Here is a 14,810-nt window from a genome sequence, read left to right as displayed (position 1 = left end):
TTATTTCATTATTGATATCGGATGCAAAAGTAAAGTATTTTGGACACTTAACCCTAATCTTGGTTAAGATCATTTACAATCATCGTCAAAGCAGCTATGGCAGAGCGTTCTATGTTTTGGATTCTTTTATTCCCAAAATTGAAACGTTTGGCAAATACTTTATCCCTGGTAGCCAATGCAATCCACACCGTCCCTACTGGTTTTTCAGGAGTACCTCCGTCAGGGCCGGCAATGCCGCTCACCGCAACTGCGTAATCTGTTTTAAAATGACTGATCGCTCCGGCAGCCATCTCCTTAACTGTTTCCTCGCTCACAGCACCAAAGCTATCCAGGGTTGTTGTTTTTACGCCCAGCACTGATTGCTTTAACTGATTTGAATAGACCACTGCCCCTCCGGCAAAAACAGCTGAACTACCTGCATGCTGGGTGATCAGGTGGGCAATGTAACCACCTGTACAGCTTTCAGCAGTAGAAAGTGTAAGGTTTCTGCGCTTCATGATATCGAGTATCGCTTTTTCAAGGGCGATATCATCGTCTATGACTACATGTTTCTTTATTTTTGAAATGAGTTTCGCAGCATAATGCTGAACTTCACTTTTTAAGACTCCCTCATCCGTACCGGTTCCGCTCAGCCTCAGGCGAACCTGGCCCAGCCTGGGTAGGTAGGCAAGCTTAATATGTGCCGGCAGACTGTCTTCGATATCTGCTATCTCAGCAGCCAGAAATGACTCGCCAATACCTGCGGTAAGGATGGTCCGGTGTACAATGAAAGGAAGTTTAAACTGCAGCTTAATCCTTGGAAGGATCTCTTCTTCCATCAGGTACATCATTTCATAGGGTACTCCAGGCATGGAAACAATGATGTTTCCGTTATTTTCAAACCACATACATGGCGCCGTTCCGTTCTTGTTTTTGATGACTACACAGCCCTCAGGCACATCCGCCTGTTTTCTGTTGCCTTCAATCATTGGCCGGTTCAGCTTTTCAAAGATCGCCGTAACGTGCTGCAGGGTTTCTTCATCCCTCCTGAAGCCCATATCGAAATACTTTGCCAGCGTAAGCTTGGTAATATCGTCCTTTGTAGGGCCCAACCCTCCTGTGATCAATATAATACCAGCTCTTTTCTCTGCCTGTTGCAGGGCTTCTATGATATGGTCCGCATCATCAGAAACCGAAGTGACCTGCTTTACCTGCACACCGATCAGGTTAAGCTGCCTGGCCATCCAGGCTGAATTGGTATCTACAATCTGACCGATGAGAATTTCATCTCCAATGGTAATGATTTCAGCTAGCATAAGAAACTTAATTTTTAGTACCGTGTATAGTAGTTCTTTCTCTTGCTCAGTTTCAGGTCCTGGAGTACAGAAGCTTTTACTTTTATGTCTACAGAATAAAACTGATATGCACCAAATGGTATCCAGCTAACGCTCATGTCCCAGCAATGAAGGTCGCGGTAGATGGATAAAGAAGTCTGAGAAAAAGTACCGGCCTTAAAATCCCATCCTGAATTGAACTGAACCTTCCATTTAGGGGTGATGTTCGCATCACCATTAAAGTTAAGTGTGTTTGTGATAGAACTTGTCAGTCCGGCATCATTGTATTGAAAGGTATATCCAAAAGAAAAGTTCCATGGAATTTTAAAATCTACAAAGGCATTTGGATCACGGCTTACTTTTGCCAGTGCTTCAGATTGCTCAGGTGTCATTCCGCCTGTGGCCAGTTCATCTTTAAGTTTTTCCTCGTTTTTATTTCTTCTTTTCAGGGCTTCGGGGTTTAGGCTATAATCTGTAGAAAACCCAAAACTGGTAATCCGTGGCAACCTGCCTTCCTGCCAGGTATATCTGTCTATTCTATATCTTACGGGCATTTGGCTGGTGCCAATGATGCTATCTCTATATTGATAAGGGTCGAGCGTACCGAAAAAGTTAATACCCAGCTTCTCTGAGAATTGTGACCGCCCGTTAAAGCTCAGGTTTGACAACTTGTATTCGGTTGCGAGAAAATTATAAGAGCCATTGATGCCTAAACCCTGAATGATCGGTATCTTTTTTTCTCCTGTGCCTGTAGTATCCTTAGGATTAGCGACCTTTGCCTCTATAGTATTGTCTAATCCGAAGGAAAGGGAAGCATTTTGACCGCTTCCAGGCCCTCCGTAAACAGAACCTTCAAAGATAGAATACTTCACCGGCAATCCTCTCTGATCTAATACAGCGCTTCCATCTTCATACATGGCATTTTTATAATATCCTCTTTTAACATCAGAAAAATCAGGCCGGTAGCTGAAACTTACCTGAGGGGTCATCACATGCCTTAACGCTTTAAAATTTCCAAATTTGGTAAACTGGGCCGTGCTATAGATCTTGGTCGAGGTACCCATGCTCAAACTATACTCACCATTACGTCTAAATCCGGAAATGGTGTCGATCTTTTGAACATCTCCACCATTTACCACTCTCAAATAGGTTTTCTCTATGGTCTGGAAAGCCCAGCGTTCGCTATAATTTATCCCAGTATTGAAATTGAAATAATTAAACAGGTTAAAGGCCATATTGATCGGTATAGAATGGTTCACGCCATTCTTGAAATTATTCAAGGCCTCTTTTTTAAAGAGCTGGTCTTCTGTTGTAGTGATGCTGTTACTGGCTTGCATGCTATACCCAACAGTGATCTTTTGGTACCATTTCTGTTCGCCAAGCCTGTCCTTGGAATCAAAAGGATTGAAGGTTGGAACACTCAAACTTAAATCGGGTAAGCGTAAACTAACGGTCTTGGTCTGCGTTTCCTGCGAACCATCCGCAGCAATGCTTAAATTAATTCCGTTGCCAAAAACTTTTCCGTAACTGACAGATGACCTCAAAGTATTTTTAGTAAACTGGCTATAATCGTAAGAGCTTCCCCCGGCAGTATTCTCATTGAAGGAACTGGTTCCCGCATCTACAGAAGCCGAAAAGTTTGTACCCGGCTTGGCATTTGCATTCTGGCTATGGTTCCACATGAGGTTAAAGTCCTTTTTTGGCGCATATTCCGGCGTGCCTTCTACTCCATATCTTGAATTTGAATACCTGAAGTTAACGCTTCCATTGTACTTATATCTTTTTGTATAATTGGAATACAAGGATCCTTCATAAGAACCCCTGGTAAAAATAGTCCCCAAAATCTTTGCATCCCAATAATCATTGAGCCCCAGATAATAACCACCATCTCTTAAGAAAAATCCCCTGGTAGCATCTTCACCCGGATTGGGCAGGATAACCCCCGAAGACCTCTTGTTTGGCTTAGGAAAAAAAGCAAAAGGTAAACCTATTGGTAAAGGGATGTCCTCTATTTTTAAATATACAGGCCCTGTGATGATCTGATTTTCAGTCACAATACCTTTGGTGATAAAAATTCCGAAATGGGGATGCGGCAGATTACAGGTACTAAAGATCTGGCCTTTACTGTGGATCTCATCGTCAGGCTGCTTCTTTGCTTTACCTCCGGTAAAGAAACCACCTTCCTGCTCGGTAAATACTTCCCAAATATTTCCGGCCCCTGTTTCTGTATTGTATCTTATCGAATCTGCCAGCGAAGTCCCCTGACCATCCATCTTAAAAATAGGCCTGCCTATATATTTGCCTTTTGCATTTTTGATACCACGGGCAAACAGCACTTTTGTTTTAGAATTATAGCTAATGTACTCAGCATCAAGTTCAAGTCCCTGGTATACCACCCTCGCCTTTCCATACAAATAGATTATTTCATTTGCCTTGTCAACAACAGTAGAATCCCTGGCAGAATATTCCAGTTTTTCAGTACCAGTTGTATCTGTTCCGCTGGTTTGTGCGTTACGTCTAGAGGTATCGGCCTGAAAACCTCCTGTCTGCTGGTAGGAAAAATTACCAGACGCCAATACCTGATTACCTGTAGCGGATATTAAAACAATGAAATTAAGAAAAATGATATATAGTAAAAGTTTCAAATTCGTGTGTGAATGTTATTTTTGCATTTGTGTTTAATCCAAAACGTTCAAAATTAATGAAAAATATACCATTGCTCAGACCAAATGCAATTTTGATCATATTTATTTCTGCGTTAATCGTTATGATATCTAGTTATCAGGCTTTTACACAGGAATATAAAATAAAAACTATTGTGATAGATGCTGGTCACGGGGGTAAGGACGGAACCACCAGGGGGGAGTATTCCACAGAAAAAGATGTGGCCTTAAAGACAGCTTTAAATCTGGGTGCTGCAATTGAAGCGAGTTTAAAAGATGTTAAAGTAATCTACACACGGACTGAGGATGTTTTTATTCCGCTTTATGAGCGGATTACAATTGCCAATAATGCTAAAGCTGACCTGTTCATCTCCATTCACTGCAATGACCTGGAACCGCGCAGGTCTACGGTGATCACCGGATACAAAAAGGTAAAAGGCAAACGCGTGGCAATAAAAAAAACCGTATATAGAAAAAATACCTCCACAAGGGGTACCGAAACCTTCGTGTCAGGTATAGGAAGGGTGAATGAACAGGATGAAGCAATAAAAAGGGAAAATGCGTCCATCTTTCTGGAAGAGAATTATAAAGAGAATTATGAGGGCTTTGACCCAAACAATCCGGAAAATTTTATCATTTTGTCATTAATGAAGAATACCTTTAGAACGCAAAGTCTAAAGCTGGCGAAATTGGTGCAGGATGAATATGTAAGCGCCGGACGTGTAAACCGCGGTGTGCAGGAAAAAAGCCTTGCGGTTCTGGCCCGTGCGGGTATGCCGGCTATATTAACCGAAATAGGTTTTATGAGTAATCCTGAGGAAGAAAACTACATGAACTCTGCTGATGGGCAGAAAGAAATTACAGACTGCCTATTAAAAGCCATTGAAATTTATAAAAAAAGTATTGAAGGTTAAACAAACAACACATAAATGCACATAAAAAAAGTCATATTCCTGGTATCAGTTTTATTATTATTCAGCTCAAATCTTACATTTTCACAGGTATACAAAGTTAAAACCATTGTTATAGATGCTGGTCACGGAGGCAAAAAGCCCGGTGCGAAAGGAAGTATATCCTTAGAAAAAGACGTAGCACTTGAAGTGGCCTTAAAGCTTGGGAAAAAATTTGAAGAGGAAATGCCGGAAATAAAAGTGCTTTACACCAGAAAAACCGATGTAGATGTTGATTTTTATAAAAGAGCAGCACTGGCAAATGACAACAATGCCGACATATTTATCTCCATACATTGCAATTCTATGCCTGACAGAAAGGTTGTAGCCGGATACACAAAAAATAAAAAGGGCAAAAAAATTCCGAGGTATGCTTATGTAAAGAATACTTCCACAAGTGGCACGGAGACCTTTGTGGCAGGTTCTCACCGTTTAAATGAACAGAATGCAGCAATCAGGGAAAATGCTGATATTAAGCTGGAAAAGGATTATAAGGAAAATTATAACGGCTATGATCCCAATGATCCTGAAACATTTATTATACTATCTTTGTTCAAGAATATATTTAGAGATAAAAGCCTGAAATTAGCTAAATTGGTACAAGACAATTATACCAACAATGAAAACAGAGTAAACAGGGGGGTTAAAGAACAGGGATTGCTGATTTTGCAAAGATGCGGGATGCCTGCCATCTTAACCGAGATAGGTTTTATTTCTAATCCCACTGAAGAAGCGTACATGAATTCTGAAAATGGCCAGGCAGAGATTGTCAACTCCATTTTTAAGGCAGTTAAAACATATAAAAAGGAAACCGAGACTAATTAAATAACTACGCAAACGTGAAGATAGCAAACGAAACCAAAGTAGGCATACTGGCAGCCTTCTCCATTGCCTTATTGATAATTGGTTACAACTTTTTAAAGGGGAATGCCATTTTTTCCAACGAGACGATATTATATGCCAAGTATACCCACGTAGATGGATTAGGGGTATCTAAACCTGTGCTCATCAATGGATTTCAGATAGGCCGTGTTGACAAGCTGCAGCTACAGCCAGACGGATCGATCGTTGCCACGCTCAAAATAAAGGGAAAATATGAGATCCCTAAAAACAGCATTGCCAAACTGGAAAGCACAGACCTGCTGGGCAGCAAGGCGATAGTAATGGACTTAGGATCTGGAAATGACTTTGCGCAGGATGGTGATACCCTAAATGCAAATGTTCAGAAAGGCCTGCTGGAGACGGTACAACCAGTTCAGAAAAAAGCAGAATTGATCATTGCAAAAATGGATTCTATTTTAACAAGTGTAAACACCATTCTGAACCCAAACTTTCAAAAGAATGTGGATAAAAGCTTTAACAGCATTGCTTCTACCCTTAGTTCACTGGAAGCTACTTCTAAAAAAGTAGACAATCTGGTAGGCGCTGAAGGCTCCAGGATATCAGCCATCCTGGCCAATGTGGAAGCTATTTCCAACAACCTGAAACAGAACAATCAAAAGATTAACGGCATTCTTAATAATGTGAGCACAATCACAGACCAGGTAGCAGCTGCTAATTTTAAACAAACCATAGACAATGCCAATAAAGCGATGGCAGATCTGCAGACCATAGTGGCAAAAATCAACAACGGACAAGGAAGTCTTGGCTTATTGGTAAACGACAATAAGATGTATGAGAACTTAAACAACGCTTCTAAAAACCTAGACAATTTGGTGATAGACCTAAAGGAGAATCCTAAACGTTATGTGCACTTCTCCGTATTTGGAGGCGGCAATAAAAAAGATAAATAGTTAAATTGAATAAGTAACTCCTTCTAAAGCAATCTCCGTATGCTCAAATACTGAAATTGCTTCATCCAGCAAAGGCTGTAAGGTCTTGTACCTGGACGAAAAGTGGCCTATCAGTAGTTTTGCAGCCCCTGTCATTTTAGCAATCTGAGCAGCCTGTAAAGCAGTAGTGTGGTGGGTTTGATTGGCACGGTCCAGCATCTCATGAAGAAATGTAGACTCATGGTATAAAGTATCACAATCCCTAATGCTGTTAAAGTACCTTTCATCAAACAAGGTATCAGAACAATAGCAATAGGTTTTCGGCTTTTCGGAATCTATAGTATAATCACTGTTTAACAGGGCTCTTCCATCAGGCAAAGCCAGATCCACCCCTCTTTTAAGTAATGGGTAATATTCAACATCAATATTTTCTGACTCAAGCTTTTCAATGATCAGCTTTCGCAATCTTTTCTTTTGGACAAATTTAAATCCGGTACAAGGGATTCTATGATTTAGAACAATTGTTTCCACTGTCATATCCGCATTCTCAAATATCTGCCTTGATTCATCGGCTTCAGTCGCGATAAATTCTATCGGATACCGGATCACCGTTTCAGAATACTTAAACTGAATGGTCAATATTTCCAGCAGGGCAGCCGGAGCAAAGATCTTGATAGGCTTAATCCGCCCGTTCAGGTGCAGACTGGAAAGTAAACCAATTAAGCCAAAATAATGGTCTCCGTGTAAATGGCTGATGAATACAAAATCAATTTTACTGGCTTTAAAACCAAACTTCATTAATTGCTGCTGTGTACCTTCCCCACAGTCAATAAGATAAAACTTCTCATTGCAATTTAGCAATTGCGCGGTTGGATTTCTATTATATACAGGTGTTGCAGAGCTGCTTCCTAAAATAGTAACCTCAAATTTCATTAATCTTTATCTACACTTCCTAACAGTTCTTTTTCTATTTCTTCCATAAAGATCAGGTCAGTAGCCTCATCTAGTTTCGCAACTATGGTAAGGGACTGATCAAGGTTGGACATCTCTAATATTTTTGCTACGGTATCACCAATCCCTGTCACAATAAACAAACCATTGGCATTTTTACACAACCTGTCCCCCACAAGTAAACTGCTCAGGTCCTGAGAATCGTCACATTGCTCTATAGACGAAAGGTCCAGGACAATATTATGATAACCTTCTGCATTCAATAAAATGAATTCTGATTTCAATTTAGGAGTATTGTCGTTTGTAAACTTTGATTCATCAAGTTTCAAAACCACATATTTTTCATGTTTATCTACCGAAAATTTCATAATACTGATTATAAAGTTAGTCTACGAAAGTAGTGAAAATTTCTCTTTTATTGAGTGGTAACAATGCTTTTTATCCTTTCAGGAACGTTATTACATTTCTCTCTATTCTCGATGCAATGTTTCCTGTCTCGTTCTTAATAAATTTATCGCCGGTGATCTGTTCATATAGTTCGATATATCTCTCTGAGATGGAATTAACTATCTCCGGAGTCATCACAGGAACTACCTGTCCGTCTTTCCCCTGAAATCCGTTTTCTATTAACCATTTACGCACAAACTCTTTGGAGAGCTGCTTTTGTGGCTCATCTGCAGCTTGTCTTTCTGCATATCCCTCCGCATAAAAATAACGGGAAGAATCAGGGGTATGTATCTCATCAATCAGGTAGATTTCATTCCCCACCTTACCAAACTCATACTTCGTATCTACCAGTATCAGTCCCCTTTCGGCAGCCATCTTTGTTCCCCGCTCGTACAAAGCGTAAGTATATTTTTCCAATTCGGAATAATCTACTAAAGAAACGATCCCTTTGGCCAAAATATCGGCTCTTGAAATATCTTCGTCATGTCCCACCGAAGCTTTGGTAGTAGGTGTAATAATTGGTTCAGGAAGTTTACCGTTTTCTTTAAGCCCCTCAGGCAAAGCAACTCCGCATACGCTGCGTTTTCCCGCGCTGTATTCACGCCAGGCATGCCCTGCCAGATAGCCCCTGATTACCATTTCAACTTTAAAAGGCTCACAAATACGCCCTATCGTCACCATCTCATCTGGTACATTGATCACCCAGTTGGGAACAATGTCTTTAGTAGCGGCCAGAAATTTCGCTGCAATTTGGTTCAGCACCTGACCTTTAAATGGTATCGCCTCGGGCAAAACCACATCAAATGCAGATATCCTATCAGTAACTACCATGGCCATCACCTGGTTATCTATCGTATATACATCCCTTACTTTTCCTTTATAAAAATTCGTCTGCCCAGGGAAGTTAAAATCTGTTTCTTTTATTGCTGCCATTTTCAAATGCTGTTACTGTATATCTCCGTAAGCTTTTAATATTCTTTTGACTAATTTGTGCCTCACTACATCCTCTCCTGTTAAGTAGATAATCTCAATGCCTGGTATGTCATCCAATATCCGGAGTGCATTGTGCAAGCCGGACATCTGTTTTCTTGGCAAGTCTATCTGTGTTACATCACCGGTTACGATGAACTTAGCAGATGGTCCCATACGGGTCAGGAACATCTTTAGCTGAAGATCTGTAGAGTTCTGGGCTTCATCCAGTATCACAAAACAGTTATCAAGGGTCCTGCCACGCATAAATGCCAGCGGCGCTATCTCAATGGTCCTGTTCTCCAGATACAGTTTCAGCTTTTCAGCCGGGATCATATCGTCCAATGCGTCATACAACGGTCGAAGATAGGGATCGACCTTTTCTTTCAGGTCACCCGGCAAAAAGCCCAGGTTCTCCCCTGCCTCTACGGCCGGTCTGGTTAAAATAATACGTTTGATCTCTTTATTTTTCAAGGCCCTGACTGCCAGTGCTACAGCCGTATAGGTTTTACCGGTACCTGCAGGGCCTATGGCAAACAATACATCATTCTTATTGATACTTTCTACCATTCTGCGCTGGTTGGCCGTCCTGGCCTTGACCATCAATCCGTTGGTACCAAAAACAATAACCTCACCTCCACCACCTCCTGCACCAGGTTTTTCAGTTTGCTTTTCTTCGCTTGAAACTGTCTTTTTAGTCATTAAAACAGACTCTACATCATTGGCTGTCAATGCGCTGTATTTATCCAACTGAGCGATCAACTGGTTATACTTCGTTTCAAAGACCTTAAGTTCCTGCTCGTCGCCCAGCACCTTAACTTCATTGCCTCTCGCTACAATTTTCAATTTCGGAAATGCATTTTTAATCAGCTCGTAGTGCTCATTATTAGCACCCCAAAATTGTACCGGATCTACCGATTCTAATGTTAATTTTAGTTCGTTCAAAATATTGTTTTTTTGATAGGGTGTATATTTTGATATAAAAATTGAATATTTGTACGCGATTTACCGCTAACGCAAGATTAAGAATAAATATTCAATTTTTAATGGCCATTATTACTTTAACAACAGATTTAGGTTCCAAAGATTTTTATCAGGCCGCCCTCAAAGGCAGTATCCTGAGCATCTTGCCTGCAGCCAATATTGTTGATGTAACACATGAGGTGCCATCATTTAATATTTCTTACGCTGCCTTTGTGTTAAAGAATGTTTATCCCTATTTTCCAAAAGGTACTGTTCACCTCATCGGCATCGATTCAGTTTATAGTGACCATACAAAATATATCGCCCTGCGACATAAAGACCACTTTTTTGTAGGAGCTGACAACGGCATATTCTCCCTCCTTTTTGATGAGAAACCTGAAGAGATCGTGGAGCTAAACATTATGCAGGACCTCAAATATCTCCATTTTCCCCTGGTAGATATTTTTGTTAAGGCAGCCACACAACTTGCCAAAGGTGCCAAGCTTAAAGACATCGGTGTACCTACAGATAATATTGAAGAGCGTATGCTGTTAAACCCGGTAATTGAAAGGGACATCATAAGAGGCAGCGTCATCTATATTGATACTTTCTGCAATGTAATTACAAATATTACCAAAGACCTGTTTACCAGGATTCAACGCAACCGGGATTTTACTTTATATTTCAGAAAAAGCGAGACGATAACCCAACTTAGCTGGCACTACAATGAGGTTCCTGAGGGAGAAAAGCTGTGTCTTTTTGGAATCAGCAACCATCTGGAGATCGCTATAAATAAAGGAAAAGCAAGCGGACTGCTGGGATTGCACCTTAGCGACATCATCCGAATAGAATTTCATCCATAAGCAGGGCATAAAGTTTGCTTGCATTATCAAAACCATACAATATGATCAGGAACTTATTGCTTTTATTATTCATCAGTATAGCCTTTAATGCGAACGCTTTCCAAAATGACACCACCGCATACCAGCTTCAGCGACTGAAGGTCAATGCTTTATTGTCTGAAAGGAGCAATAAATTCGGACAGTATGATCAGAGTCTGGACAACCGAACCGGAATCTTTGGATTTCAGACCAAAGGGGATATAAAAAAATCCAATGAAATTTTAAGACAGATCGTATTAAATGACAACAACATTTTTAAGGAGCTTAAAATATTACTGGATTATAAAGACCAGGAAGTAAAGAGAGTCCAGCTAGAGGCCAGTTCCAGCAACAGCAGGATTCAAAACTACATGCTGTCCATCAAAAAACTGCAGGATGAAAACGAAAGATTAGAAAATGAGACCAATAACATAGCTAAAAGCGGCCCAATTTACTATTTAACCATATTATTGCTGTTCTTGTTCGCAGCCCTTAGCTTTTTCTACTATAAAAAATACAGGAAAGCCAGTGAAGGCCCTTTCGCTTAATTAAAATAATTGGTCAGCAGACCAGTCAAAAATTTGGGCTCTACCCATGTAGACTTTGGCGGCATCACACCTTTGGCATCTGCGACTGCTATTACCTGATCTACTGACACCGGGAACAACGTAAAGGCCACTGCGTACATACCGCTGTCTACTTTGTCCTGGAGGTCCGCAATCGATGTTCTGCCTCCTTCAAATGTAATCCTTACATTTGCCCTTGGGTCCTGGATTTTAAGGAGCGGATCTAATATAAAGTTTTGCAGTATGCTCACATCGAGTACCGCAACGGGATCATGTTCGTCATAAATACCTTTTTTAGGAATAAGCCTATACCATTGTCTATCCAGATACATTCCGATAGTGTGTAATTCAAGGGGCGTTATGGCGTCGGTCAAAGATTTTTCAACAATAAAAGATTCGTCCAGCAGTGTTACAAATTCATTGACTGTCAAACCTCCAAGATCCCTCACCAGGCGATTAAACTCCAGCACCTTTACTTCGGCTGTATTCATGTACACCGTAGTAAAATAATTGTATGCTTCCCTGCCGGTATGCTTATCCGCGTTAAGTGCCTGCTTGTGCTGGCCCATCTTTGCCATAGAAGCAATCCTGTGATGCCCGTCAGCAATGTATACATAGGGCATTGTCGCAAACGCGCTGATTACTGCAGTCAGGTCACCTTCATCCGTAATGGCCCAAACCTGATGCCTGCTTTCGTCGGATAAAACAAAATTAAGTTCAGGACCAAGCCCAACATATTTATTGACCAGTGCCTCTATTACTGCATCAGAATGGTAAGTGATCAACACCGGATTGGCATCTATTCCCGTTTGCTGAAGGTATTCTGCAAGTGATTTCTCTCTTTGCGCTACTGTAGATTCATGTTTTTTGATCCCTCCGTTCAGATAATCTGCAATATGGGTCAGTGTCCATATGCCGGTCTGTGTCAAACCATCATGTATCACCCTGTATACATAAATCGCCGGTTCATCCTGCTTTACCAGAATACTGTGTTCTATAAATGATTCGAGGTTCTCACTGATCTTTTTATAGATCAGTTCTTGTTTTGTACCCCGCAGATATGGATTATCCAGCTCAGGGTTGATCAAATGGAGAAAACTATCGGGATTTTCAGCCGCTATCTGCTTTATTTCTTTGGCACTATAATTTTCAAGCGGTCGCGTTACGACACTTGCTTGTAAGTGCTTTGCAGGCTTGAGCGCACAGAATGGCTTTACTAAAGGCATACTTGATTATGAATAATGGGCAAAACTATACAAAAAATAGCCTTGCCCACTAAACTTAACTGTGCAAAAGCACTATTTATTTTTTGAAATGCTCAATAATTAATGTGGCAAGCTCTGTACCGATGCGTTCCTGTGCTTCGTTTGTAGCTGCACCGATATGTGGTGTCAAAGAGATCTTCGCATGCTGCAATATCTCTGCTCTTGGCGTAGGCTCGTCATCAAATACATCCAGGCCTGCAAAAGCAACTTTACCACTGTCAAGCGCTGCAACCAATGCAAGCTCATCAATGGTACCGCCTCTTGAGCAGTTTACTACACCTACTCCCGCTTTTACCTTAGCAAATTCTTCTGCACCCAAAATAGGTTTATCTGCAAAGGGAGTATGTAAGCTAATGAAATCACTGCCTGTGATCACTTCTTCCAGTGAAACTGTTTTAAAAGGAATATCCAGGGTAGCTCCGCCATGAAAAGTCAAGGGTAAAGTACCTTCTGAAGGATAAAGGTCATAGGCCAGTACATTCATACCTAACCTAAGCGCTACTTTGGCAGTTTCGCGACCAATACGACCAAAACCGATGATCCCCATTGTCTTGCCCTGAAGTTCTACACCACCTGCATACGCTTTTTTCAAAGCATTGAATTTGGTAGCACCTTCAACAGGCATTTTTCTGTTCGAGTCCTGCAGGAAACGGATACCTGTAAACAAATGTGCAAAAACCAGTTCAGCTACCGATAGCGAAGAGGCCGCTGGTGTATTTACTACCGCAATTCCTTTACTGCGGGCATAATCAACATCAATGTTGTCCATACCTACTCCACCCCTGCCGATCAGTTTGATATTTGGAACCTGGTCTATTAAATCTTTACGGAGTTTGGTTGCACTTCTAACGGTAATACCATCATAATTTTTCAAAGCTTCAACCAATTGATCTTGTGGAACAGTTTCTGTATCAACTACAAAACCCGCATCCTCTAATAATTTTTTACCAACAGGGTCAATCCCGTCATTTGCAAGTATCTTGATCATTAATTTATGTTTTATTGGTGTTTTTCTGCAAAAATCTGCATTAATTCTATCAAGGCATGTACACTTGTAATTGGAAGCGCATTGTACATAGACGCTCTGAATCCGCCTACACTTCTATGCCCTTTGATTCCTTCGATGCCATTTTCTTCAGCTAATTTAAGGAATGGTTTTTCCAGTTCAGGGTTTTCCATTACAAAGCACACATTCATTCTTGAACGGTCCTCTACAGCACATGTCCCTTTAAACAACGGGTTTCTGTCGATCTCTTTATATAAAGCTTCTGCTTTTGCCTTATTTTCTTTTTCAATCTCAGCCACACCACCTTTAGATTTCAACCACCTTAAGTTCAGCATTGCTACATATATAGAGAATACAGGTGGCGTATTGTACATAGAACCACCTTCGATATGCACTTGATAATCCAGCATAGAAGGCAGTTTTCTGCCCGACTTACCCAATATCTCATCTTTTACAATGGCGATCGTCAGACCTGCAGGACCGATGTTTTTTTGCGCACCGGCGTAGATCAGGTCAAACTGGGCTACATCAATTACCCTGCTCATGATGTCTGATGACATGTCACAAACTACAGGAACACTGGTGGTCGGAAAGTTGTACAATTCCGTACCATAAATCGTATTGTTTGACGTGCAGTGAAAATAAGCACTGTCTTCAGGGATCACATAATCCTTAGGTACATAAGTATAATTTGACTCTTTTGAAGAAGCTACAATATTTGCCGTCCCAAAGGTCTTTACTTCCTTGATCGCCTTATTGGCCCATATACCTGTCTCCAGGTAGGCTGCTGTTCCACCTTCCGGCAACAGGTTCATAGGAACCATTGAAAACTGCAAACTGGCACCGCCTTGTAATAATACAACCGAATATCCCGATGGTACGTTCATTAATTCTTTAATCAATCTTACGGTTTCATCAACTACCGCTTCAAACTCAGGAGTACGGTGGGAGATCTCTAAAATGGACAAACCATCTTTAAAATCTAAAACTGCCTGTGATGCTTGTTTAAATACTTCTTGAGGTAAAATACATGGGCCTGCGCCGAAATTGTGTCTCATTTTTAT

General features: G+C 40.9%; 14 protein-coding genes. 5 read left to right on the top strand and 9 right to left on the bottom strand.

From position 1 onward, the window contains the following. Positions 1–53: 53 nt before the first annotated feature. Both EZ437_RS11890 and EZ437_RS11885 read right to left on the bottom strand, forming a co-directional pair. Positions 54–1,295: a competence/damage-inducible protein A gene (locus tag EZ437_RS11890; protein ID WP_131596236.1), complete on the bottom strand. Its 1,242-nt coding sequence runs from the start codon at positions 1,293–1,295 to the stop codon at positions 54–56. A 14-nt stretch (positions 1,296–1,309) separates the two neighbouring features. Next, positions 1,310–3,958, bottom strand: coding sequence for a putative LPS assembly protein LptD (locus tag EZ437_RS11885; RefSeq protein WP_205942690.1), 2,649 nt, complete (start codon positions 3,956–3,958; stop codon positions 1,310–1,312). 56 nt (positions 3,959–4,014) lie between these two features. On the opposite strand from EZ437_RS11885, the gene EZ437_RS11880 reads away from it, so the two are divergent. From EZ437_RS11880 to EZ437_RS11870, 3 genes are read left to right on the top strand one after another with little or no spacing between them, the layout of a single operon-like run. Further along, a complete protein-coding gene (locus EZ437_RS11880; protein WP_165500397.1) occupies positions 4,015–4,890 on the top strand; it encodes an N-acetylmuramoyl-L-alanine amidase family protein in 876 nt (291 codons plus the stop codon). Between the two features lie 15 nt (positions 4,891–4,905). Further along, on the top strand, positions 4,906–5,751 hold the full coding sequence (locus tag EZ437_RS11875) for an N-acetylmuramoyl-L-alanine amidase family protein (protein WP_131596235.1): 846 nt from the start codon (positions 4,906–4,908) through the stop codon (positions 5,749–5,751). Positions 5,752–5,765: 14 nt separating this feature from the next. Continuing rightward, on the top strand, positions 5,766–6,719 hold the full coding sequence (locus EZ437_RS11870; RefSeq protein ID WP_131596234.1) for an MlaD family protein: 954 nt from the start codon (positions 5,766–5,768) through the stop codon (positions 6,717–6,719). Here EZ437_RS11870 and EZ437_RS11865 read toward each other — a convergent pair whose 3' ends face one another. The 4 genes from EZ437_RS11865 to EZ437_RS11850 form a co-directional block, all read right to left on the bottom strand. Further along, positions 6,720–7,631: a ribonuclease Z gene (locus EZ437_RS11865; RefSeq protein ID WP_131596233.1), complete on the bottom strand. Its 912-nt coding sequence runs from the start codon at positions 7,629–7,631 to the stop codon at positions 6,720–6,722. It lies immediately after the preceding gene. Next, positions 7,631–8,017, bottom strand: a complete 387-nt coding sequence (locus tag EZ437_RS11860; RefSeq protein ID WP_131596232.1) for an STAS domain-containing protein — start codon at positions 8,015–8,017, stop codon at positions 7,631–7,633. The genes EZ437_RS11865 and EZ437_RS11860 overlap by 1 nt, the downstream gene beginning before the upstream one ends. A 70-nt stretch (positions 8,018–8,087) precedes the next feature. Next, positions 8,088–9,029, bottom strand: coding sequence for a phosphoribosylaminoimidazolesuccinocarboxamide synthase (locus EZ437_RS11855; RefSeq protein WP_131596231.1), 942 nt, complete (start codon positions 9,027–9,029; stop codon positions 8,088–8,090). 12 nt (positions 9,030–9,041) lie between these two features. Further along, positions 9,042–10,010: a PhoH family protein gene (locus EZ437_RS11850; protein ID WP_131596230.1), complete on the bottom strand. Its 969-nt coding sequence runs from the start codon at positions 10,008–10,010 to the stop codon at positions 9,042–9,044. Positions 10,011–10,111: 101 nt separating this feature from the next. Here EZ437_RS11850 and EZ437_RS11845 point away from each other — a divergent pair, with 101 nt between their 5' ends. Together EZ437_RS11845 and EZ437_RS11840 are read left to right on the top strand one after the other, a co-directional pair. Then, positions 10,112–10,891, top strand: coding sequence for an SAM hydrolase/SAM-dependent halogenase family protein (locus tag EZ437_RS11845; protein WP_131596229.1), 780 nt, complete (start codon positions 10,112–10,114; stop codon positions 10,889–10,891). Positions 10,892–10,932: 41 nt separating this feature from the next. After that, positions 10,933–11,457 carry a hypothetical protein gene (locus tag EZ437_RS11840; protein ID WP_131596228.1) on the top strand — a complete coding sequence of 175 codons (525 nt, stop codon included), beginning with the start codon at positions 10,933–10,935 and terminating at the stop codon, positions 11,455–11,457. Here the strand turns inward: EZ437_RS11840 and EZ437_RS11835 are convergent. The 3 genes from EZ437_RS11835 to serC form a co-directional block, all read right to left on the bottom strand. Further along, positions 11,454–12,701, bottom strand: coding sequence for a DUF1015 domain-containing protein (locus tag EZ437_RS11835; protein WP_131596227.1), 1,248 nt, complete (start codon positions 12,699–12,701; stop codon positions 11,454–11,456). The genes EZ437_RS11840 and EZ437_RS11835 overlap by 4 nt on opposite strands. A 76-nt stretch (positions 12,702–12,777) precedes the next feature. Further along, complete coding sequence (locus EZ437_RS11830) at positions 12,778–13,728, bottom strand: D-2-hydroxyacid dehydrogenase (protein WP_205942689.1); 951 nt, start codon at positions 13,726–13,728, stop codon at positions 12,778–12,780. Positions 13,729–13,739: 11 nt separating this feature from the next. After that, the gene (gene serC, locus EZ437_RS11825; RefSeq protein ID WP_131596226.1) at positions 13,740–14,804 is read right to left on the bottom strand and encodes a 3-phosphoserine/phosphohydroxythreonine transaminase; all 1,065 of its coding nucleotides are present in this window, start codon (positions 14,802–14,804) and stop codon (positions 13,740–13,742) included. Positions 14,805–14,810: the final 6 nt, after the last annotated feature.

This window comes from Pedobacter psychroterrae (genome assembly GCF_004331695.1).
GTDB lineage: Bacteria > Bacteroidota > Bacteroidia > Sphingobacteriales > Sphingobacteriaceae > Pedobacter > Pedobacter psychroterrae.
This window is presented reverse-complemented; position numbering and strand designations above follow the sequence as displayed.